19 protein-coding genes are annotated in these 22,518 nt (G+C 59.0%); 13 read left to right on the top strand and 6 right to left on the bottom strand.

The window, feature by feature from the left end; translation table 11 throughout:
- From E2I15_RS38550 to E2I15_RS38535, 4 genes are all read left to right on the top strand, one after another.
- The coding region (locus E2I15_RS38550; RefSeq protein ID WP_246729493.1) for a LysR substrate-binding domain-containing protein at positions 1 to 504 on the top strand (504 nt) is incomplete at its 5' end.
- A gap of 167 nt (positions 505 to 671) precedes the next feature.
- Positions 672 to 1,019: a hypothetical protein gene (locus E2I15_RS38545; RefSeq protein WP_137483025.1), complete on the top strand. Its 348-nt coding sequence runs from the start codon at positions 672 to 674 to the stop codon at positions 1,017 to 1,019.
- 246 nt (positions 1,020 to 1,265) lie between these two features.
- Positions 1,266 to 1,547 carry a helix-turn-helix domain-containing protein gene (locus E2I15_RS38540; protein ID WP_137483026.1) on the top strand — a complete coding sequence of 94 codons (282 nt, stop codon included), beginning with the start codon at positions 1,266 to 1,268 and terminating at the stop codon, positions 1,545 to 1,547.
- Between the two features lie 796 nt (positions 1,548 to 2,343).
- Positions 2,344 to 3,108, top strand: coding sequence for an amidohydrolase family protein (locus E2I15_RS38535; RefSeq protein ID WP_137483027.1), 765 nt, complete (start codon positions 2,344 to 2,346; stop codon positions 3,106 to 3,108).
- Between the two features lie 276 nt (positions 3,109 to 3,384).
- Here the strand turns inward: E2I15_RS38535 and ltrA are convergent, their stop codons facing one another.
- Positions 3,385 to 4,794 (bottom strand): group II intron reverse transcriptase/maturase, encoded by a 1,410-nt coding sequence (gene ltrA, locus E2I15_RS38530; RefSeq protein WP_137483028.1) that lies wholly within the window; start codon positions 4,792 to 4,794, stop codon positions 3,385 to 3,387.
- 458 nt (positions 4,795 to 5,252) lie between these two features.
- On the bottom strand, positions 5,253 to 6,452 hold the full coding sequence (locus tag E2I15_RS38525; RefSeq protein WP_137483029.1) for an IS256 family transposase: 1,200 nt from the start codon (positions 6,450 to 6,452) through the stop codon (positions 5,253 to 5,255).
- 744 nt (positions 6,453 to 7,196) lie between these two features.
- Here E2I15_RS38525 and E2I15_RS38520 point away from each other — a divergent pair.
- The 3 genes from E2I15_RS38520 (at position 7,197) to E2I15_RS38510 (ending at position 10,075) form a co-directional block, all read left to right on the top strand.
- Positions 7,197 to 8,393: a Gfo/Idh/MocA family protein gene (locus tag E2I15_RS38520; RefSeq protein ID WP_349629440.1), complete on the top strand. Its 1,197-nt coding sequence runs from the start codon at positions 7,197 to 7,199 to the stop codon at positions 8,391 to 8,393.
- 3 nt (positions 8,394 to 8,396) lie between these two features.
- The gene (locus E2I15_RS38515) at positions 8,397 to 9,143 is read left to right on the top strand and encodes an SDR family NAD(P)-dependent oxidoreductase (RefSeq protein ID WP_137483031.1); all 747 of its coding nucleotides are present in this window, start codon (positions 8,397 to 8,399) and stop codon (positions 9,141 to 9,143) included.
- Positions 9,144 to 9,295: 152 nt separating this feature from the next.
- A complete protein-coding gene (locus E2I15_RS38510) occupies positions 9,296 to 10,075 on the top strand; it encodes an SDR family NAD(P)-dependent oxidoreductase (protein ID WP_137483032.1) in 780 nt (259 codons plus the stop codon).
- On the opposite strand, the gene E2I15_RS38505 is transcribed toward E2I15_RS38510, so the two are convergent.
- Together E2I15_RS38505 and E2I15_RS38500 are read right to left on the bottom strand one after the other, a co-directional pair.
- A complete protein-coding gene (locus tag E2I15_RS38505; protein WP_137483033.1) occupies positions 10,072 to 11,295 on the bottom strand; it encodes a transketolase C-terminal domain-containing protein in 1,224 nt (407 codons plus the stop codon). The two genes, E2I15_RS38510 and E2I15_RS38505, sit on opposite strands and share 4 nt — an antisense overlap.
- Before the next feature lie 312 nt (positions 11,296 to 11,607).
- Positions 11,608 to 12,486 (bottom strand): transketolase, encoded by an 879-nt coding sequence (locus E2I15_RS38500; RefSeq protein WP_170991765.1) that lies wholly within the window; start codon positions 12,484 to 12,486, stop codon positions 11,608 to 11,610.
- 804 nt (positions 12,487 to 13,290) lie between these two features.
- Here E2I15_RS38500 and E2I15_RS38495 point away from each other — a divergent pair.
- The 6 genes from E2I15_RS38495 to E2I15_RS38470 all read left to right on the top strand — a co-directional run bounded on the left by E2I15_RS38495 (position 13,291) and on the right by E2I15_RS38470 (position 21,195).
- Entirely contained in the window at positions 13,291 to 13,443 is a 153-nt protein-coding gene (locus E2I15_RS38495; RefSeq protein ID WP_155262804.1) for a hypothetical protein, read from the top strand.
- A gap of 292 nt (positions 13,444 to 13,735) precedes the next feature.
- Positions 13,736 to 13,903: a hypothetical protein gene (locus tag E2I15_RS38490; RefSeq protein ID WP_155262803.1), complete on the top strand. Its 168-nt coding sequence runs from the start codon at positions 13,736 to 13,738 to the stop codon at positions 13,901 to 13,903.
- A 39-nt stretch (positions 13,904 to 13,942) separates the two neighbouring features.
- The gene (locus tag E2I15_RS38485) at positions 13,943 to 14,779 is read left to right on the top strand and encodes a shikimate dehydrogenase family protein (RefSeq protein ID WP_137483035.1); all 837 of its coding nucleotides are present in this window, start codon (positions 13,943 to 13,945) and stop codon (positions 14,777 to 14,779) included.
- Between the two features lie 591 nt (positions 14,780 to 15,370).
- Positions 15,371 to 16,513 (top strand): metallophosphoesterase family protein, encoded by a 1,143-nt coding sequence (locus E2I15_RS38480; RefSeq protein ID WP_210241910.1) that lies wholly within the window; start codon positions 15,371 to 15,373, stop codon positions 16,511 to 16,513.
- Positions 16,510 to 19,218 carry an AAA family ATPase gene (locus tag E2I15_RS38475; RefSeq protein WP_137483036.1) on the top strand — a complete coding sequence of 903 codons (2,709 nt, stop codon included), beginning with the start codon at positions 16,510 to 16,512 and terminating at the stop codon, positions 19,216 to 19,218. Before E2I15_RS38480 ends, E2I15_RS38475 begins: the two co-directional genes overlap by 4 nt.
- Before the next feature lie 24 nt (positions 19,219 to 19,242).
- Complete coding sequence (locus E2I15_RS38470; RefSeq protein ID WP_137483037.1) at positions 19,243 to 21,195, top strand: ATP-dependent nuclease; 1,953 nt, start codon at positions 19,243 to 19,245, stop codon at positions 21,193 to 21,195.
- A 664-nt stretch (positions 21,196 to 21,859) separates the two neighbouring features.
- Here the strand turns inward: E2I15_RS38470 and E2I15_RS39960 are convergent.
- Both E2I15_RS39960 and E2I15_RS39955 read right to left on the bottom strand, forming a co-directional pair.
- Positions 21,860 to 22,141, bottom strand: coding sequence for a hypothetical protein (locus tag E2I15_RS39960; protein ID WP_502707227.1), 282 nt, complete (start codon positions 22,139 to 22,141; stop codon positions 21,860 to 21,862).
- A complete protein-coding gene (locus E2I15_RS39955; RefSeq protein WP_422109887.1) occupies positions 22,141 to 22,461 on the bottom strand; it encodes a glycosyltransferase in 321 nt (106 codons plus the stop codon). The genes E2I15_RS39960 and E2I15_RS39955 overlap by 1 nt, the downstream gene beginning before the upstream one ends.
- Positions 22,462 to 22,518 lie beyond the last annotated feature (57 nt).

Here is a 22,518-nt window from a genome sequence, read left to right as displayed (position 1 = left end):
TTGTCTCCGCCGACGTCATCCGACAAATTCGACATTTTGATTACGCGTGATCTTACCGTCATTGAACCGGCCGACGATTGGGAGATCTACAACGAAACCCTTGTGTGTGTGGGTTCTCCGAACCACGTCGCAGGAAAGACGCTCTCAATTGTTCGTTCAATGCCAATTTTGAACATTACCTCCCGGCCCGACATATTGCCGACATGGCTGAGAGCAATGAACCTGACCGCAAACGATATGACATCGGGGGCCCGATACGACCACAATTACCTAGCCCTGCCGGCTGTCATGACAGGAAAATGCCTGCTGGTCGTGCCTGAAATCATTGTCAGCGATCTCGTGCGCGGGGGCGCACTGCACGTGATACCAGGATCGCGTACTCACAGCGGCATGCAATATCGGGCCTATGCGGTCGATCGCAGTGACAATCCCGAAATCGCTCGCGCCTTTTGCCGATGGGTCGCCAGGCTCTGTAAAAAGGCCGCGATTACGGAAGCCACCTGACAGCACGTTCGACAATATCGTAACGTCGATCAACGGCTAGGACGCCGTGGCTCAAGGTGGCAATCCCGCAAAATTGCCAAACCTAATTTAGGTGAAAGTAGCGTAGCCAGAGCCCCTTATAAGGAACCGATCCTCGCGGTCGACGAAAATTATTCTTCCTGCCGGACATGAAGTCGGCAGCGGGAAACCCGAACGAGGCACTTCCCTCCGTCGTCGCCATTCGCGAACGCCGGCTTTCGTCGGAGAACATTTATCCCCATCAATATCGCTTTGGGTGCATCCGGATTTCCAAACTGGTGCTCGTCGGCTTCGCTCCTTGCTTGCCAAAAGACACACCGCGTGTGATTGGGCCTGTAAATACGTGCCTGCTTGCTGGTCGATGTTCGGGCTGCGATGCGGAGAACCTTGTTCTCAATGACGAGATCCAGGTGATCGAATTGCTGTTTGGCGGTGTCGCCGTGAGCAAGGATAGCCGCGGCCGGCCATCTGTTTTGTGTGGGCCAAATCACCGTTGAGGCTTCGCGATCGCGCTTGGCTGTCCGCATCGACGGCAAGACCAAGCGGCTGCTTTTTCCGACGCCGTCGGTTTGCAATAGGAACTCGTCAGGATCGGTTCGTTTGCCGCGGCCTCAGGACCCATTGCCGGCTGTTTCGCTAAAGCTTGCGCGCAGAGACAGCCCATCTGCATTCCGGACAAACTTGCCCTGATAGGAGGGTTATAGCCAGTGGTTTGATAGGCGTTCAAATGGCTGCTTGAGCGCATGAAAGCTCGTGCGCTTGTGGCCTGGAATGTGGTCCGGATCCGCGTAGACCGCGGCATTCCGCAAGACCAACTGGCCTATGACGCCGGCGTCGATCGCTCCTATATGAACGGCATTGAGCTGCAAAAGAAGAACCCGACAATTGATGTCCTTGAACGTATTGCCCAAACGCTAGGTGTGCATTTGTCTGAATTCTTTGTTGAGCCTGCGGAAGGTGCGACGCCTCCCAAGACCTTGCCTAAAGGTCGAAAGCCGACGCGTTCAAATCGCAAGAACAAATAATACGCTTCGCATGAGAGCCACATTATGGCAGGCGGCCCGGAATGGTACTGGGCGACAGTTCTGCTTGAAATTGAACGTTACGAAGGTCGCAGAGCCATGAGCTTGCGGAGCTCGTTCGCGGGGGCGAGCACTCTCCAGCCCTCCGCGTGAGCTCAACAAGGTCATCACGATTTGGATCTGCGCATCCCACTGTGATGACAAGGTGGATCTGATCTGCTCGGACGGCAAGCTCGCTGGGTGTCACGTGGTTATTGTCCGATTACGACTGCCCATCAGCAGAACGGGTGCTACTCGAACATCTTGGCGTCAGAAACGGCATGTGTTGATCGCCGGTTTGCGAACCCGAGAGAAATTTTTTTCCGTATGCTTGGCGGGCTCTCGAGCTCCCGAATTCCGAGCCTTACGATCGTCTGTATCTGATCCACAGAACGCTCTCGTCACCTTCGTCCGAAACGTACAAACGATTTTACTCCTTTCGCCAGGCAGCATTGTCCCCATTTCCAGTTCGCGCTAAGGGGAAACAAGCTCGGGATGGAAATCCTGAGCGAATAGTGAAATGAGCATCTATAGTGAGCCGTCCTGCAATAGCGCGTGAGCATTCTATCCTAGGGGGCGGCCCTGTCGGCGAAACCTTGGCGGGGCGCCACGACCTTGACGCGCCGCTGCACGTTGCCCGCCGCACGCTTGAATTGAAGAGTGTCTACGGCCGCCGGCCGACCGTCGACGACCTGCGATTTCCAGTGAAAAATGGCCTGGCGCGCGCTGTGGCGGTTACGGGTTGGGGCGAGGACGCGCGATGAGGATCGACTGCGAAGTCCATGCCTTCCGCCAAGAGGCCCGCCTGACAGCACCGGTCATCGACGGCTCCCTGGAGAGATTGGAGAGCGCGGCGCATGGCTGTGCGATCACCGGGCTGGTCCTCGTCCAACCTGCTTTCCTGTGCGGCGACCCCACGGAACTCTTTGCCCAGGCGAGCCAGGCGCGAGTGCCGGTGAAGCTTGTTCCACCTCTTGTGGAGCCGCTCGCGCTCGAGGTCTTGCAGGGGTGGGCCCGATCAGACGCGGCGGGTTTGGCGCTGACACTCGACGCTCCTGATGCGCTGACCGAGGCCCTCGAGGCTGCCCTTCAACTTGGCTTCCACCTTGAGGTGTCCGGCGGGGTCGAAGGACGAGAGCGCCTCGCAGAACTGCTCCTGGCCGACGGTCATCGTCTGGTGTTCCGAGACTTCGGGCTCGCGGACAACGCCCGCGACCCGGCTTGGGACTCGCGCTTGGAGCGGCTACTGTCACTCGCTACAGGTGCTGAGGTGTGGGTAAAGCTGTCGGGAATCGGACGCGTCCCAGATAGTTGGGCCAAGGCAGCAGCGGATCGGCTACTGGAGAAGCTCGGGCCGGAACAGCTGCTCTGGGGATCGGAATGGCCGCATGTCACGGCCGCTCACGCCTATGCGCCATCCTATGCACAGACGTTGGACTGGCTTGAGAAGCTCATCCCAGACGAGGGCGCGAGAGGACGAATCCTCAGCGAGACTCCTGCTGCACTCTACGGCTTCCGCAACTAAGTCCCGCATATTATTTCACGCGTTGCGGTCCGGAATTCACGGCTCGCGCCCGCACGACATTCAACATAGATATCCTAAAGCGAGATCAAATTCGCCTGGATCGATTTAGGATTGATCGGACTCGGCCCTGCACGAGCAGACTTTGAGGCACCGCCCAATTCTCGTTCTAACGGCCCATTAAGATCGTGGTCGAGTAGCTCAGCCATTCGGCTTTCGCCCTCACAGATCCGGGCATGCGGCTTTCCCGCACCCGGCTCTTCCCGAGAGTAACCCGCGTCATATCCGCGCCTGCGCCCAAGTGCGAGTGATGCGTGGAACGGGCAGACGGAAGCGAGCCGTCAGGGTTTCGAACTCCGACCAACCCATGCGCCGACTTTTCTGACTGCGCCGTCTCAGACAGCGCAGCCAGGTCCGACGCACTTCCCGGTAGAAGCCGTTGAGCGCTGGGTAGTTGTGCGGTCTGCCATAATAGCCGTAGTGTCCACGCAGAACGGCGGTGAGCCATTCGTGTTGCATGGCCAGTGGCGCGTGCATGAACCGCCAGACCTCCTGGCGCAACGCCGTCAGCTTACGCGTCAGGCGCTTCCCTTCCGTCTTGTGCTTCACGATGAACCGGCCATCCCGAGTCCGCCCACAGTAGTGGGTGAAGCCGAGGAAGGCGAAGGTCTCGGGCCGCCGCTCGCCGCGCCGCTGACACGAGAGGGCCGCGAACCGGCCAAACTCGATCAGCCGCGTCTTGTCCTCATGAAGCGTCAGGCCGAAGCCGGCCAGTCGCGCTTTGAGGGCCAAGAGCATCTCGTCTGCGTCCGCCTTCTTCTCAAAGCCCATGACGAAGTCATCGGCGTAGCGCACGATCACAATGCGACCGCGTGCATGGCGACGACGCCATCGGTGGACCCAGAGATCGAGGATGTAGTGCAGGAAGATGTTGGCGAGGAGCGGGCTGATGCCCGCCCCTTGCGGAGCGCCTCTGTCCGTCTCTTGCAACTCGCCGCTCTCAAGAACGCCGGCTCGCATCCACAGCCCGATGAGCCGCAGAATGCGAGGATCGGCGATCCTGTGCGCCAGCATCCGCAACAGCCACTCGTGGTCGACCGAGTCGAAGAAGCTGCGTATGTCGGCATCGAGCACCCAGTTCACGCGCTGACTCATGATCGCTGTATGCAAAGCATCAAGCGCCATGTGCGGATTACGCCCCGGCCGGAAGCCGTAGGAGAACCCGAGGAAGTCGGCCTCGTAGACGGCGCTCAACACCTCGGCCACCGCGCTTTGGACGATCTTGTCCTCTAGCGCCGGCACACCGAGAGGTCGCTTACCGCCATCGGCTTTGGGAATGTAGACCCGCCGCACCGGCTGTGGCCGGTAGCGACCAGTGTGGACCCGTGCGCAGAGGTCGCGGAGGTTATCCGTCAGCTCCTCTTCGTACTTCGCCACTGTCACCCCATCGACCCCTGCGCTGGCCTGCCGCCTTTGTCGTCGGAACGCCCGAAGAAGAGCGTCTTCGTCGACATGGTGCAGCAGGGCCGTGAACCGGGTTTGGGCGGCCTGGCTGGCCGCCGCGTTCACCCGCTTGAGGTTCGGCGGCAAGGCGACCCGGCTCTGTGTCCGGACCCTGGCCTTCTCGCGCAGGCTCCCCCCGGGCTGGTCCCTTCCCTCCATGCGTCTCGTTACCTTCGACGACTTCACAGGTAGTATGGACCAGTCCGACTCCCGACCTCAGCTCGGACCGCGGCTCTGGCAGTGCCTTGCCGCTGTCCCCCACTGGAGACCAATCCAGCGGACCCGGTCGGGCCTCTCATGTTCCGATGATTGCCTTCCATGCGTGATCCGGCCATCGACCCCGACGGAGCGGCATCGTCTCGCATAACGACGATGCTCGTGTTGCCTTCGTGACTAGGGAACACACTCGGCCTCCGCGAACATCCACCTTTCGAGGCTCATTCCCGCACCCCGCATGGCTCCTGTCTACACTTCAGACCTCGCGTTGCCGCGACGCCCGCAAGACTCGATCCCGGCTCGCCTGCTACGGCTTTGGCCGGATGGGACTTGCACCCACAAGCACTCATCAGCTTGGCATGACGTACTCCCCGGGCGTGGTGTAGCTGGCGGCGGGTCACCGCGTTCACCGGCAAAAGCCGGGCAGGTCAGCTGGCGATCGCCGGAAGGCTGACGGTTGGATCATCGCTCAACGGCGCGATGGTTTCCAGCGTCATGTAGCGGGCGCGCTGGACGGCCCACTCGTCGTTCTGCTCGAGCAGGATCGCGCCGATGAGGCGAACGATGGCGTCCTCGTTGGGGAAGATGCCGACCACCTCGGTCCGCCGCTTGATCTCGCCGTTGAGGCGCTCGATCGGGTTGGTGGAATGCAGCTTGGTTCGATGCTGGGGCGGGAAGGTCATGTAGGCGAGCACATCGGTCTCGGCCTCGTCGAGGAAGCCAGCAAGTTTGGGCAACTTGGGGCGGAGCTGGTCGGCAACCTTTCGCCACTGCGCTCGTGCGGCCTCGGCGTCGTCCTGGGCAAACGCGGTGGCAATGAAGGCGGAGACGACGCGCCGCCCGCTCTTGCCGGCATGCGCCAGCGTGTTGCCCATGAAGTGGACGCGGCAACGCTGCCAAGTGGCGTTGAGCACCTTGGCCACCGTGGCCTTGATGCCCTCGTGGGCGTCGGAGACGACGAGCTTGACACCGCGGAGGCCGCGGCGAGCGAGCTTGCGCAGGAATGCCGTCCAGAAGGTCTCGGCTTCGGAGGGACCAATATCCATGCCGAGCACCTCGCGCCGGCCGTCACTGTTGACGCCGACCGCGACAATCACCGCCACCGACACGATGCGACCCTGCTGGCGCACCTTCACGTAGGTGGCGTCGATCCACAGATACGGCCAGTCGCCCTCGATCGGACGGGCGAGGAACGCCTTCACCTTGTCGTCGATCTCGCCGCACAGCCGACTCACCTGGCTTTTGGAGATGCCGCTCATGCCCATCGCCTGCACCAAATCGTCCACCGAGCGGGTCGAGACGCCCTGCACGTAGGCTTCCTGCACCACGGCGGTGAGCGCCTTCTCGGCCATCCGGCGCGGCTCCAGGAAGCCCGGGAAGTAGGAGCCCTTGCGCAGCTTGGGGATGCGCAGTTCGACCGCGCCGGCGCGGGTCTCCCAGATCCGGTCGCGGCAGCCGTTGCGCTGGGCCAGACGCTCGGGGTTCTTCTCGCCGTAGGCCGCCCCGGTCTGGCCTTCGACCTCAAGCTCCATCAGCCGCTGGGCGGCAAAGCCGATCATCTCGCGCAACAGATCGGCATCAGGGGTCTTCTCCACGAGCGTGCGCAGGTTCATCATATCGTCGGTCATCCGTGGTTCCTCGGTTGCGTTGGCGTGTCGCAACCCGATCCTACCGGCGAATCGCCGGTGACCACCGCAAAGCCGCCCGCTACGGCGCTATTTGAGGGGCGCGCGTGCGGGCGGCTTTGCTCTACCGAGCTACACCATCACTGGGGACACGACCGCCATTAAGCCGCAAGTCTCCGCTTGGGGCGCCTGCAACTTAGCTGCGATCCAGCGCTTCTCTGGCCCGCGTCTTGCGTGAGCTCAATGTCCATTGGGACAATGTTGGTAGCCGTGATCTGCTGCCTTCACTTGTCCTGTGCGGGCAACTCGTTGCTCAAGATCTCACCGAGAGGTTTTCAATTGCGCCATGCACCATGTGGAGCGCCGTCTCCCTACCACCGACGGATTCAAAATAACGTATTCGGCGTAGGGCGTTTTCCGGCAACTCTGCGCTGATGTTCCTCGCACCGAGCAGGCGGACAGATCAAATGACTGGAACAAACGCCGGACTGAACGGAATTTTGGCACGATCACCGACGGATGGTTCGGCCCCGGCCGATACCGTGACGTCGGAAATGCGACGTGCTGTGCGAGATCAAACGACATTGTCGGCGAGACTTCAAACAGCAAAGACTGCTCGCAAAGCCATCAGGAAAACTCGTGAACTTGGATAGCTCGTTGTGCCTCGGTAATCCAGATCAACGTTGCCCACGAGCGAGATCAAGCAGGAACTACATCGGATGCGCAAACGATGAAAAGCATGGTGCGATGTCGGTAAGCGCGGCACTCGGAGACGAGCGAAGAACGCTGGCTAAGCCCAAATGCAACGGGATGCTGCGGATTGGGATTGTCGGTCTGGGTCATGGATTGACCATGGCGCAACAAGTCCTGGCGACCGGAAACGCATCGCTGGCAGGGTTCTGCGTTAAGGATCCATCCAAGAACGCTCAAAAAGCCCAATCCTTTGGGGCGCCAGTTTACGATTGTATCGATGCTCTCCTTGATGAGGCGCGCCCGGATGGAGTCATCGTGGCGACTTCGACTGACTATCTGGCTCAAACAGCAGAAAGATGCATTGACCAGGGCATCCCCGTTCTTCTCGAGAAGCCGGCGGCTCGCGACGTGACTGAGATCAGACGCTTACAATCGGTCGCCAAATTGCGTGGAACACCGGTGCTTGTCGGATACCACCGCAGGTTCTCCAGCCAAATTGGATGGTTGAAGAGTGCCATTGACAGGAAGGTCGTCGGATCAATCGGCCGCGCCATTGCGCTATGGCTGGTTCAGAAACCAGACGACTATTTTGTCTCCTGGCGCGTTCAACCCTCCGCAGGCGGCGGCATGATGATGATCAACATTGTGCACGAGATAGACACGTTTCAGCATCTTCTTGGTCCGATCCGCGAGGTTAGCGCTGTCGGACAGGAACCCAGGCTTGCGGAAAATGAAGTAGGTCATTCGTGTACGATAACGGCCAAAATCGAGAATAGGACGGGGGGCGCCTGTTACGTCACCTTTGTCCACTCCGACCTCACTCCCTCACCGTTCAGCTATGAGAACAACGCTGGGGAGAACAGCATCTTTCACCGATACCCCAAGGACTGCTATCTTCTGTTTGGCGAAGACGGAACGATTTGCTTTCCATCAGGAGAGATCTGGTCGACCAGCGGATCTCGAAAGGGATGGACAGAGCGGCTTGAAAGCTCGATTTGCGCGGACGTGGCCGGCAATGTTGTCCACAATCCTCTTTTACGAGAAGTGGAGCACTTTCTTTCCGTGATTGAAGGAAAGTGCGACCCGCTCGTTACTTTGGACGACGCAGCGTCGACGCTGTCTATCGTGCAGGCAATCAGAGATTCGATCTCGGCCGATCGACCGGTGGTGCCGATGGCGAACCTCGGGTTGGCCAGGAAGCACGCGCACGGAGGCGGTACGGCCGGGAGTGGCACCGGCAAGGGAGGTTAAGACATGCAATCCACGCTTGAGGGCAAGACCGCGGTTGTGACCGGAGGGACCCAGGGCATAGGGGGTGCCATCACATCGCTTTTTCTGGAACATGGCGCCAATGTCTGCGCCTTCTATCATCGTGACGAAATGGCGGCCAAGCAGCTGCACGACAGTGTTGGAGCGAGCCGGGATCGGCTACAGACGCTTCGCGTGGATGTTTCTGACTACCACGCCGTAAGCTCCGCGTTCGACACGCTGCGGGCACGTTGGGGAGCCGCGAATATTCTGGTCAACAATGCGGCGGTTCATTGCCCCATAACTGCTTTCGAACGCCAAGACAATCGGACGTGGAGCGAGGTCTTCTCCATCAATGTACTTGGGGTTGTGTTTGCGACCAAGCTCGCCATTCCGCCCATGAAAGAAGCCCGGTGGGGACGGATCATCAATATTTCCTCGATGGCCGCGACTGATGGCTTGCCCAACGGTAGTCCCTATGCAGCGAGCAAGGCCAGCCTGCTCGGACTTACCCGCAGCCTGGCAAAGGAAGTCGCGCCATACGCAATAACGGTGAATGCGCTGTTGCCGGGCATGACCGAAACGCGAATGGCAAATGTATTGCCGCGCGACGCCTACGACCGGCTCCTGTCAACGATTCCCATCGGCCGAATTGCCGATTCGAAGGAAGTCGCCTCGCTGGTCGCTTTTCTCGCTGGCGGGTCTGCAAGCTACATCTCCGGCTCACTCATCCCTGTGTCGGGCGGGCGGTAGTCCCTATCCGTTGCCAGCGACGATTCAGGCTGCAGTGCTGGGCACACTCTCAGGCATGTCGCTGTGGAGATATTCAGCCAAGAGGATGCAACGGCATGTCCGGGCCGCAATCGGTTCGATCGTCATGCAACCAATCACGGAGACTCTAGAAGATGCTCGCCAACCGAAAGGTCGCCATTGTCACGGGTGGCTCCGGCAACATTGGACATAATATTGCGACCGCCTTGTTGAACGAAGGCTATCGTACCGCAATTTTTGATCAACTTCCCCCGTCGGAACAATGGGGCCGTTTGTCCGAGGAGGTGATCTTCTTGCCGGGAGACGTCTGCAGAGAAGACCAAGTGGAACGGGCATTCGCGGAATTGTTTGAGAACGAGGGCCGACTGGATCTGTTGGTCAATGCCGCAGGAATCTCGCCGAAGCGCGATGGTTCAACGAAAGTGCGCATTTGTGAGATGAGTTTCGATGAGTGGACGAATGTGATCAGCGTCAATCTGAACGGTGTCTTCTTGACCAGCAAGACCGCAGCTAGGTATTTCCTTCAGCAGCGCTCCGGCAGTATCGTAAATATTGGTTCAGTGATGGGTTTCATTGGCGCAACGAGTGAGAGCTCGGATAGGTTTCCGTACAGCAATTCTGGCGCCCACTATTGCGCGTCCAAAGCGGCAGTCCACAACCTCACCAAATCACTGGCGCGCGAGCTTGCGGCATTCAACATCCGGGTCAATTGCATAGCGCCCGGCGGAGTAGAAGGAGGGATGCTTCTCTTGCATGAGGACCAGAAACAGTCGCTCCTGCGCCAGGTGCCGTTAGGCAGCTTCTGTCAGGCTGGGGATATCGCGGAGGCTGTACTTTTCCTTGCCTCCGACACGACCAGTCGCATGATTACAGGGCAGACAATATCCGTGGATGGCGGCTGGCACATGCGCTAGTCGGCCCGCGCGCCAGGTCCAGCGATCAACCGCGCAACGGCACTCGATATTTTGTCCCCGGTCAATCCAAAGCGATCAAGGGCGTCCTGGTACGTAAGATTGCTCGGATATTTCGAGGATCCCGTGAATGGCAGATGTCTGACGTTATCGATGCCATGGTGAACAAGTATCTCCGAAACGATACTGGCTAGTCCACCTATCCTTCCGTGCTCTTCCACCGTGACGAGTATATCCGTTGTCTTGAGCGCAGCAAGAAGGGTCACCTCATCAAACGGCCACAGACGAATTGCATTTAGAACGCCGCAGCTGATTCCTTTGTCATTGAGCAAATCGGCGGCTTCGATAGCGACGAAAAGACTACGGCCAGTGCTCACGATCGTTACGCGGCGCCCTCTCCTTGCCACCTGCAGCCGGCCGAGGTCGGAGCTCTCTCCGCCATGCGCTCTCCAGCTTGCCGACAAGAACGGGTTCTCCACACGCACGTAAGAAAATCCGCGCTCTGCAAATAGACGATCGACGATATTGTGCATGTCCAGGTAGCTGCTCGGGCAGTAAATGGACACATTGTCCAACGTACGCATGATCGAAATATCTTCGTGAGGAACATGGGTGTGTCCCTGGAACGTGTAGTAGAGACCAGACCACAAGCCTACGACTTTGACGTCGTAGTTCCCGTGTGACAGGACCGTGCGGATCTGCTCATAGGCTCTCATCGTGACGAAGGATGCTATGCCCACAACAAAGACTTTGTGCCCGCAACTGGCAAGTCCGGCGGCTACGCCAGCCGCACACTGCTCCATCACCCCGAGGTTTAGAAAATAGGCCGGATAATCCGTTTCTATTTGCTCCACGTGCGATGACGTCTTCGAATCGACGGAAATCAGGGTGAAGGCATCCCCGGCCTTCGCTTTTGTCATGAGCGCGGCTGTGAACGCGGAACGGAGATCAAGAGATTGGCTCGACACGGTATGCGCTGCTCCTGACTGAACCCGAAACGACCTCACCACCGGCCACCACACATTGTGGTCGATGCTGCAGGCGGCGATGTGATCGGCTCTCCGCAAATCAGAACCGTGGCAAGCCCTGCCACGCTCTCTGGCAAGCTGACCTAAGGCTGCGTGCTGCTCCGCCAAACGACGAATCAGGTTGCTTTCTATGCGGCGGCCGAACAACCGCACCAAAACTAGTTTGGCCGAACTGGTTGCTACGATCGAATGCACCTCAATTCGCCGCGATGCATCTGACGCTTGCCGGGATACTTGCCGCCCAATCGGATGTTACCGCGACATCGGCGTCCCCTTTATCGGATCCTGCACGAAACGACTGCTGTGCAGGCAGCGGCGAGTTGCGGCAGGCGCCAATCCAATACAGCGTTCCCATTGCCTAGCCGAACAGGCCGGCCATGCGATTTCGTTCCCAGGCCCAGCTTGCATGTCTGACCATTTCGCAGGGACGCTGCGATCACGCCTGTCACTCCTGGCATTCAACCCCCTCTCACTTCGGCTCACCTGGCCTGCCGTGTGTCGACCTTGTTATAGGCCCTCAGCGAACCGGACCGCCTCCAGCTCTTTGAGAGCTACGCGGTATTCCGCCTCCGTGGGCACGCGGTAGTGCCAGTCCAGCGAATTCTCCATAAAGGAGATGCCGCGTCCCTTGATCGTATGCGCGATCAGAAGTTGCGGAGATGCGGACGTTTCAACGTTCGATCTGGCGACGTTGAGCGCGTGTACGATCTTAGATATCGAATGCCCGTCTGCTTCCTGCACATTCCAACCAAACGACTTCCACTTTTCAGCCACAGGCTCAAGCGCCATGACTGATTCAGTTGGGCCGTCGATCTGGAGCCTATTTCGGTTAACGATGACAAGTAGATTGCTCAACTTGAGATGACTGCCGGCCAAGGCTGCTTCCCAGACGGATCCTTCATTCATTTCTCCGTCGCCAATGAGCGCGACGGTCAAATAGGATTGACCAGACCGTTTCGCGGACAGTGCTGTTCCGATTCCGAACGGGATACCGTGTCCAAGCGATCCGCCGGTTATCTCAACGCCGGATATGCTGGTTGTCGGAAACATTGTGAGTTCAGAACCACGCCCGAGAAATCGTTCCAGCGAAAATGGCGGCAAGAACCCGCGGTGCTCCATGACTGCAAAGAGCGCCACGGCACCCTGGCAAGAACTTAAGATGAAGCGGTCTCTATCAGGGTTGTCTGGCTTCAGCGGATCGACACGTAGAAACCGAAAAAACAAGCAATAGAGGATTTCGATTAGCGAAAGGCAGGAACCAATGTGTCCACCCGCAGCGTTTCGAATTGCGCTTAGGGTGCGAACACGAAGCGAGTTGCAGAGCAATTCGTCCTCACTGTGCATGTTCGTGGCTGAGGAGCGTTTCGCTACGTTTTTGGCGGGCACACTCTGCTCCATACGCTCAGCGCCTCACAGGGGTGATACAGGGCAACTATACGCGTCTCACATGCACGGACTGGTACGGTGACGTTGTCCGAGCTTAGCGAGCAAAACAGCACTTTTCCGGCCATTCTTTGCTCAATGCACGCCCGTGCTGTATCAGTGACTGCCACGATGATGGTGTATAAAGATCTCATTCACAGCAAGAAGGACGGCAGCCGCATGACGTCGCCGCCAGGCCCTTACGGTTCGGGCATCGGACTGCAATGAGTTCACTGACGATCCCCATCCAGCGCCGGTGGCGAGGCCGACTTGTTCAGTCCTCCGCGAAGCAGACGCCCTTCCGGATGTGAGAGGTCTTGCCACTACCCTCAACAACCAACGTCTCTGCTGTACAAACAACGGCCCCACTCGGGTTCGACCCGGCAATGCTGCGATCGACACGGCCCTCAACAGGGCGATGTCTGCGGCAATGATTTGTATCGCTCGAACAAGTTCCATCAGTAAGCCTCGGGCCGATCACTGCGACAAGCATTATGGTCGCAACGGTTTACGTCAGTATGTTCCCAGCAATCGGCGTGCCGCAAACAAGGTAGCAGCAGCCTGCGTGAGGCGGGCGGCAGCACGCGCTTTGCGCCAGAACTGTTGGCTCTTTTGTCGGATTGCGGACATGACGTCTTCAAGCGGACGCCGTTGAACAAGACAATACGCATCGCCAGACGACGAAGGTCGCCCTTCGCGCCGAACCCAAGCGTTCGCGATGACAATCTCCCATTGTTGCTCTCACAACAGAGCGCTCGATATCGCAGCATGACCTTGCGTCATTCGATTTCCGGAGCGGGACAGATTCCAAAGATGTTAGATTTCCATGCGTTCCAAATTGTCTCCGCAGTGCCATCAAATGCGGCAACCTGGATCGCGGATTTCTGGTCGGAAGGTTTGGCGCTCGACACCGAATTCTGATCATGCGAGACTGGTTGAAAACGTTCGCCCAGCACCGCCCACACCTGCCAAGCGAAGGGTTTACCTCGCGTGTTCATCGAGACGTCGCCTATCGCACCGTTCGTAGCCTCGACCGTTCGCTATACCAAAATCTGTCAACGGATCGGCGAATACAGCGATCTCGTCATCCTCGGTTCCATCGAAACCAACAAATCCCCGGCCCCCTCGCGCTCGGCAGCCAAGCCTGCAGCGAGAGCATTTCGAGCGCATCTGCTGCGCACAGTTTGGCGTCGCCGCTTCCGATAAGACCCACATGAAAACACCCGCAAGCGAGTTGAGCGCCAGCACTTGCGAAGAGCTGGACGCTGTCGTGGTGGCGAGGCCGGACCGGCCTGAGCTTACGGCGGCCTTTTCTGCCAATCTCGTTTTGCCCAAGGACGACGCGGTGAAGGCTGTAGCTCAGCTTTTCAGCGAGCTGTGACCTCACTACTCGCCGGCTCAGTGCCGAGGAGATCGCCTGATGCACAAGATCGTTGATGGCTCGACGCAGATTCTTGGCATTGTTGGGGATCCGATCCAGCAGGTTCGCGCACCAGAAGTCTGGAGTGCCCTGTTTCGTGCAAATGGCTTTAACGCCGTTTGCGTCCCTCTGCATGTCAGGCCCGCTGAATTAGAGGTCTTCCTGACGGGCTTGCGAACAATCCAAAACCTGGCGGGCCTGATCGTCACCATCCCGCACAAGCTCGCGGCGGTGCATTTTGCGGACATTCTTACGGAACGGGCACGTCGCGTGCAGTCCGTGAACGTCATGCGGCGTGACAATGATGGCCGCTGGTGTGGCGACATTCTCGACGGCATCGGTTTCGTCAATGGATTGCTGGGCGGAGGTCAACGCGTTGAAGGACGTCGCGCGCTCGTCGTTGGTTCGGGAGGAGCCGGCACGGCGATCGCGTTCGCCATCGCTGAGGCAAAGGCCGCCTGTGTCCATGTCTCTGACATCGCGGCAGATCGCGCGAGCGCTCTCGCGAGCCGATTAAGGGGGGCGGGAATATCCTCCGGAATCTCGGCTGCTTCGGCGCGTGGATACGACCTCGTTGTGAATGCAAGTCCGATTGGGATGAAACCCGATGATCCGATATCGATCGATTGCACCGATCTGGCACATCACGCATTGGTCGCAGACGTCGTCGTTCATCCCCCGATGACCCCACTATTGGCGACGGCACGCGCGCGCGGCTGCCATGTGCAACCGGGCACGGTGATGATGGACAACCAGTTGACCGCGATGCGTGAATTCCTTGGTTTTCCTGAGGGTGACTACAGTCCGGCAGCCGTCGCACGCGTGTCGATCGACTGAAATCACCGTCTCGTTAGCTCATTCTGCTTCAATGCGGCTCCATCCGAATCGGCCGCGTTCGTAGAGGCCGTTCGCACTGCGACCGGACCGGCTTGGCGACAGTCGCCCGCAAAGTGCGCGGTCCTCAGCTAAACACTGGTTTGCAGCAGCCGTCGGGAAAATCGATAGCAAGCCCGAAGTCATGTCGGGCCCAACGAGCGCTGTCGATGCAATCTCGAGGAGACATTCGGCCACAAGCAGTCGTCGAGCAACTTGACACGTCGGTTGGCGCGCTCTTGCCTATTCCCAGGCTCATCAGCGCGCTCACCGACTACACGAATTGAAAGCGTAATCAGAGCTCGAGAAAGGAGACAGATGCGTACGTATCGTACAGCGCGCGTCTTTAGATCACTTGTGGCTGCGATGCTTCACTCATCGTCCGGAACGTACCGAGATTAATCGGCTTGTTCGGCGGCATTGTCCAAATTGTTTGGTATGGGCGATTATATACTTGACAGAAACGTCAATATCTAAGATTGCACACGTCTTTCATTTCTACTCTTGGGAATCGCATGGCTCGACTGCAAGTCGGCGTGCGATGAGGGGCTGGTAGTGAGTATCAAGCTGATCCACACCTCGGACTGGCAAATCGGAATGGTTTTCCGATTTCTGGACAGCACCAATATGGGGCTGCTCCAGGAGGCCCGACTGCGGGCGATCAGTCGTCTCGGCGAATTGGCCGATATTCATGGGGCGCGGCATGTGCTGGTGGCTGGCGACGTCTATGACATGGAAGCGCTATCGCCGCGCTCGATCTACCAGCCTATCGAGCGCATGCGCGCCTTTCATCATGTTCACTGGCATCTTTTGCCGGGAAACCACGATCCGCATCGTCCGAACGGTCTCTGGGATCGGCTCCTTCACAGGGGCCTACCTGACAATGTCCATATTCACGCCGTGTCAAAACCTGCTGTGCTGCAGGGAGATGCAGCGATCCTCCTTCCAGCACCACTGCAGCACCGGCGGGCCGTCGGCGATCCCACGAGCTATATGGACGGCGCTAGCGCCGCGGATGGGCTGATTCGAGTTGGGCTCGCCCATGGCACCGTTGCCCGGTTCGGCTCGGATATCCGTGAGGTACCCAATTACATTGCACCGGACCGCCCGGAAAAAGCCGGGCTCTCATATCTCGCGCTTGGCGACTGGCACGGCCAGAAGAAGATCAATGACCGGTGCTGGTACAGCGGAACGCCAGAGCCCGACGCCTTCGGCGTGATCGATGGCGGACGTGCGTTGCTTGTCGAAATCGAGGGACCGAGGGCTCCGCCCACGGTCACACCGATCGCCACAAGCCACTATACCTGGCTCAAGATGTCCCAGCATCTTAACGTCCGAGAGGATATTGACCTGCTTGCCAGCAAGCTGCGGGCCGTTTCCGACGATCTGAACAGGGTGCTAGTGCATCTTGCCGTTGAAGGCGCCTTGTCGCTGCAAGATCGACGCTACTTCGAAGAGCGAATCATCGAAGGCGTTTCGGCTGCGCTGTGTTTCCTCAGAATCGATGACCTGCGCCTTTTTCCGCGTCCGACTGCCGAGGACCTCGATCAGATCGACCGCGGCGGGTTCGTGCGGAGAGCAGCAGAAGAGTTGAAGCGGCAATCGGAAGAGCTGGACGACGAAACGCGCAGCATCGCAGCGCAAGCGCTACAGCGGCTCTACGTCGAGCACATGAAACTTCAGGCAGATCAGAAATGAAGCTCCGATCGGTCGCCGTCAATCAATTCAAGAAGTTTACCAGCCCCATTCGGCTCGACGGCATCGGCGATGGTCTGAATGTGGTTGTTGGCCCAAATGAGATGGGCAAATCAACATTACTCGATGCACTCCGCGCGGCGCTCTTCGAGAAATACAGCTCCCGAGCGCAGCCTATCACCGCCTTGCAGAACGACCGCAACCAAGCCGCGCCCGTGGTCGAACTCGCTTTCGAGCTTGCTGATGGTCCGTATAGCATCACCAAGCGCTTCATTAAGAAACCTTACGCGCGCCTGTCCTGCCCGGACGGACGAACCCTGGAAGGCGATGCAGCAGAGGACACACTGCGCAGCCTGCTAGGTTTTGATGAACCCGGCAAGACGGGTGCCAAGGCGGAAACGCTGGGCATGTGGAACGTTCTCTGGGTGCAGCAGGGACAATCCTTCGGCGCGCTTGATATTCCGAGCACCGCCCGGTCGAATCTCCACACCGCCCTGGAATCGGAAGTTGGTAAGGTTCTGGGCGGCCGGCGCGGCAGGGCCTTGCCACAGAATGTCGAGGCGCAACTTGGCATATTGGTGACAAGCAGCGGCAAGCCGCGCGGCAGCTACAAGGAACTGATCGACCGCGTCGATGCTCTCCGGGACGACTGGGACGACCTGAAAAGACGATGCCAGGAACTAGCGCAGACCTTCGAAGACCTCGAAGCCGCGGAAGAGAGCCTCACCCGGCTGACTGCCGCTGAGCGCGACGAGGCGGACCAAAGTGAACTTGCTGAGGCGCGGCAGCGTCATAGTCGCCTCGCAGAGCTTGAGGCCCGTATAAGTGCAGCTGGCGCAGAATTGGAGCTGACAAGACGAAACCTTGCGCAGGCCGAGAAGGCGGTCGCGGACCGGCAACATCTCAAGCAGGAGATCAAGGCCGAACAGGCTGCGCTTGAAGAGTCCGGTCGGCGGTCTTGTGTCGCGCGGGACCAGGAGAAGGAGGCCCGATCGCAGCTTGACGCGCGGCGGGCGGACGTGCGGGCGTTTGAAGCAGCGGTTGCGACAGCCGACGAGGCTGTTTCCCGCGCGCAACGCGTGGCCGGCGCGGTGGAGCGGGAAGCTCGCATTCGCGAGCTAGAGGGCCGACTGACAAAGGCCGAGGCTGCTGAAGATCGCCAGCGAGAGGTTCAGCAGAAGGCTGCTGCCATTTTGGTGACAGACAAATCGCTTGCGGCGATCCGCAAGGCCGAAAAGGATTTGGAAGCGATTGGCAGCCGGCTTACCGCTGCCGCCACGATTGTCTCGTTCGACATTGCGGCGGGGCAAAGGGCTGACATAGAAGTCGACGGGCAGCCTCTCGAGACTGGGCAATCAACCGTTCAGGCGGTTGAACCGATCACCATTGTCATACCTGATCGCGGGCGGATCACAGTCGAGCCCGCGATCAAAGACAGGGACACATTGGTCCGCCAACAGAGGGATGCAGCGGCCAAATATCGGGACGTCCTTGCGGCGGTAGGCGTCGCCGCGGCGAGCGAGGCCGAAGAGCAATACAATACACGGCAGCGTTTTTTGCGGGAGGCCGAGCTCGCCCGGCAGGAAGTGGAACTGCACGCTCCGGCAACAGAAGATCATCACCAAGGCGCTCAGGCCCTCGCCGACTGTATCGGGGGCATGCGCAAAATCCTGGAATGGGAGAAGACAGAACTTCAGCTCGAGCGGCTGCCAGCACGATCCGAAGCCGAGACAGCGTTAAGGATGGCCCAGGATCAGGCAGCGGAGGCGCGCGACTCGCTGCGAAGAGCCCGCGCTGCCCTCACGGGTCCGGAAGAAGCGTTTGCCCGCCTTCAAGCCGAACTTGCGACCGCGAATGCGGGGCACGAGGAGGCCAAAAAGCGCGCCGGAAAACTCCGGTGTCAGCTCACGAAAGCTGAGGCTGCGCATGCTGACGATCAGCTCATAGCGGGTATTGCCGCAGCCGCGAGCGCTCTGTCCCAACAGGAGCGGATCATTGCAGGTCTCGAAGGCCAGCGGAGCGATGAAACGCTGCCACAGTTGGAAGCCCGGATCCACCGCCTCGAAACAGTGCTCCAGGATCGCCGCGACAAGCGTGCCACCCTTAAGGAGTCGATTGCGGCCTTGCGATCGCGTGTCGAGGCAGCGGAAGCGGCGGGCCTTGATGAGGCGATCGCACAAAAGGGCCGCGAACTGGCGCTGCACGAGGAAGAGCGCCAGCGCGTTGAGCGGGAGGTCAGGGTTCTCGACCTTTTGCTGACGACCCTGCGAAACGCCGAGCATGAGGCCAAGGAGCGATACTTGTCACCGGTGCTCCGGCGCGTCCGTCCCTATTTGCAGCTTCTGTTTCCCGGCGCCGATATCCGGATCGACGAGAACCTTCAGATTACGGGCATTGTCCGCGAGGCCGGTTACGAGGAAGCCTTCAATCACCTCAGCATGGGAACGCAAGAGCAGATTGCGGTTCTGATCCGGCTCGCTTTCGCAGAAATGCTGGTCGAGCAAGGCCATCCGGCGACGGTCATTCTCGATGATGCGCTTGTGTTCTCCGACGACCGCCGCATGCAACGCATGTTCGACATTCTCAATATGGCGGCGCGCAACGTGCAGGTGCTTGTCCTCACCTGCCGCGAGCAGCTCTTCGAAGAGCTTGGGGGACGGCTCTTGTCGCTGACGACCGGAAGCAGCGAAGAACTTTTGTCGGCTTGATACGACCAGGAAAGGTAATCGACGGTGAGGATAGCGTCTGTCAGGGTTGAGAATTTCAGGTCGTTTGCGGACGCCACGATTCCTTTCAATGATTATGTCTGCCTGGTCGGTCCAAATGGCGCGGGAAAATCCACCGTGCTTACCGCCCTTAACGTGTTCTTCCGCGATTCCGAAAACCTGCCGACTGACCTCGGCCAACTCGCCGAAGAGGATTTTCACTGCAAGAAAACCGGCACGCCGATCCGGATCACCCTCACCTTTTGCAATCTCAGTGAGGAAGCGAAAGAGGATTTCGCCGACTATGTGCGCCACGACCAACTTGTCGTCTCGGCCGTTGCCACATTCGATCCCAGCGCAGGGATGGCCCAGGTCAAGCAGTACGGGCAGCGGTTTGCCATGCGCGCGTTCGCACGCTTCTTTGAAGCCTCCGACGCCGGCAAGAAGGTCGCAGAACTGAAAGAGATTTATTCCAATCTGCGCCAGACCTATGCTGAATTGCCGGCGCCCGGCACCAAGGATGCCATGGCCCAAGCCCTGCGCGATTACGAAGCGGCTCGGCCGGATCAAGGCGAGCTCATTCCGAGCGAAGATCAATTCTATGGCTTCTCCAAAGGCGCGAACCGGCTCGCAAAACACATTCAGTGGGTGTACGTGCCGGCAGTGAAGGACGCGACCTCCGAGCAGGTCGAAGCGAGGAACTCGGCGCTTGGCAAGCTTCTCGCCCGCACTGTCCGCTCGAAGACAAGCTTCGATGAAAGGGTGAAAACACTTCGCTCCGATATGCAGCAGCAATATCAGGCGCTTCTCGATGAAAACCAGAACGCTCTGGATGATATATCGACGGCCCTTCAGACCCGGCTTTCCGAATGGGCGCATCCGGATGCGCGTCTGCGCTTGCAATGGAAGCAGGACCCGGACAAGTCCGTCCGCGTCGAAGAGCCGTGGGCGCACATTCTCGCAGGCGAAGGCACGTTCGAAGGCGAGCTGGCACGCTTTGGCCACGGCCTTCAGCGCTCATATCTCCTTGCACTGTTGCAAGAACTGGCCGGCACCGATGCCGAAGACGACCCTACCCTGATCCTCGCCTGTGAAGAGCCCGAGCTGTACCAGCATCCACCGCAAGCGCGTCATTTGGCTTCCGTCCTTCACAAGCTTAGCCGCCGCAACTCGCAGGTCATCGTATGCACCCATAATCCGCAATTCGTGTCGGGCGAGGGTTTCGAGGACGTCCGGATGGTGAGGAAAGAAGAGGGCAACCCGTGTTCCAGCATCTCGTCCATGACTTACGCGGAGATCGCCACCGCAGTTGCCGGCGTCACGGGTGAGCCGCCGACCAAGCCGGCCGGGGCTCTTGCCAAGATACACCAGGCTCTGCAACCGGGTCTGAACGAAATGTTCTTCGCCCGTCGGCTGGTTCTGGTCGAGGGGTTGGAGGATGTGGCCTACATATTGGCTTATCTCAATCTTCTCGAGCGGTCGGACGATTATCGGCGCCTCGGCTGCCATATCGTGCCGGCCAACGGGAAGAGCGAGCTGCTGCAGCCTCTCGTCATCGCCAGGCAAATGCGTATTCCGACATACCTTGTTTTTGATTCGGATGCCGACAAACCCGACCGGAACGGTAGCAAGGCGAAGCACGAGAGGGACAACAGAGCCCTTTTGAGACTCGCCAGTGATCCAGACGGAGATCCTAATCCGGCTGCGACGGTGCGGCGAACGGGCTTTACGATGTGGCACTCCGATATCGGAGCGGTCGTTGAGTCTGAAATCGGAGCGACCAGTTGGGCCGCATATCGCGCCGAAGCCGACAAGCGTTACGGTCATGCCGGAGGACTGCGGAAGAATTCGCTGCACATCGGGGCAAGTCTTGCGTTTGCTTGGGATGCGGGACAGCGCTCAGTGAGCCTCGAGCAATTATGTGCCGACCTTGTTGACGCCGCTAACTCCCTGCCATTTGTGGGAGCAGGCTGGCCCTGAATTCGATCCGGCAGATCACGCGATAACCGCTCGAACTTCAGGTATGAGGGAGCGGATCCAAGCCGGGAAGATCCGAGTGGGTCGATCGCGATCGGTCCAGCAGGTCTTGGCTGCCATTTGATTTTTGCTTTGCCGCAAAATTGACGGCCGCCGGCGTGCAGCTGCGAGCTTTGTAGATTGCCGGACGCCGAGAACCATGTCGCCGGCTGCCACGCGCAGAGAACACGCAATGGAAGCCCAGGACGACTTACCGAATGTTCCGCGATCGTCGCAGAAGAAGCCGGATTTGTTGCCCCATGGGCTTCCGGCTTTGAACTGCCGGCACGATACTCCGAGCGATCATCGGACGCACGACACTGCCATCGTCGGCCCACAGGCGAATGGTCCGACTGCGCAGTTCGTTGCGTTTTCCAGTCTCGATCGGGAATGCGAAGCGCGCCAAACAGACCTTGCGCGAGTTTGCAATAACTTTCGTCCCCACTTGGCGACGCGCTCAACGCCCTGCTTTACTTCGCCGCGGAGCAACCAACAATTATCCGGGCTGCGCCGGCGGCGTCGTCTGCCTTGCCTCGTGGACATGCCGCCAGTCCCATCTCTCCAACGCGCGGTCAATTCTGCCGCTGATAAACGTATAAATATCGAGTGAATTAGAGCCACCCGTCAATCAGGTGAACAAGCTGGGACCCTGCTCTGTAGAGGGCCTCGCGGGCGGCACCAAAGCGTCGCTCTTCGAGTGGCTCGGACGGAAGCGGCAAATCCTTTTCCTTAACCTGGCCGAGGACATAAGACGCCAACACTTGGCCAAAAACGGTGCCGGGCGCAATACCGCGGCGCCTTCCGCTCGCCGACTGCGAATGCCGTATACGACCCTGTGGCCCGATCGCCACAAGTCAAAGAACTCGGCAAGGAGCTCGGGCGGATCCTGGAGGTCGGCATCGATCTGCATCACGGCGTCGCCGCGCGCGTGCATATAGTTGGCGAGGATCGAGCGTTATACCCGACGTTCTTTCTGAACCGAATGGCCCTTACGCGAGAATCCTTGCTCGCCAGTTGCGAGAGCTTTGTCAAAGTCAGATCACTTGAATGATTATCGCTGAACACAAATTCAAGTGTGCAGCGCTCCGCCATCGTTTCGCTCCTGCAAAGTCGCTCGTATAAAGCATCGAGATTGCCGGCCTCATTGAGGACAGGGATGGTAATCGTGATCAACGGGAGGGACGCTTGTCGATTATAGCGAGGGGTGGATTGAAGTCCCTGGACAAGCATCGGGTACCTTTCTAGCTCGTCGGACAGATTGATCGATCCGAAGTCATGCCCAGTCCG

It is taken from the genome of Bradyrhizobium sp. BR2003, assembly GCF_009720285.1.
In the GTDB taxonomy this organism is placed as follows: domain Bacteria; phylum Pseudomonadota; class Alphaproteobacteria; order Rhizobiales; family Xanthobacteraceae; genus Bradyrhizobium; species Bradyrhizobium elkanii.
The sequence above is the reverse complement of the archived record's forward strand: the minus strand, read 5'-3'. Positions and strand labels throughout refer to the sequence as shown.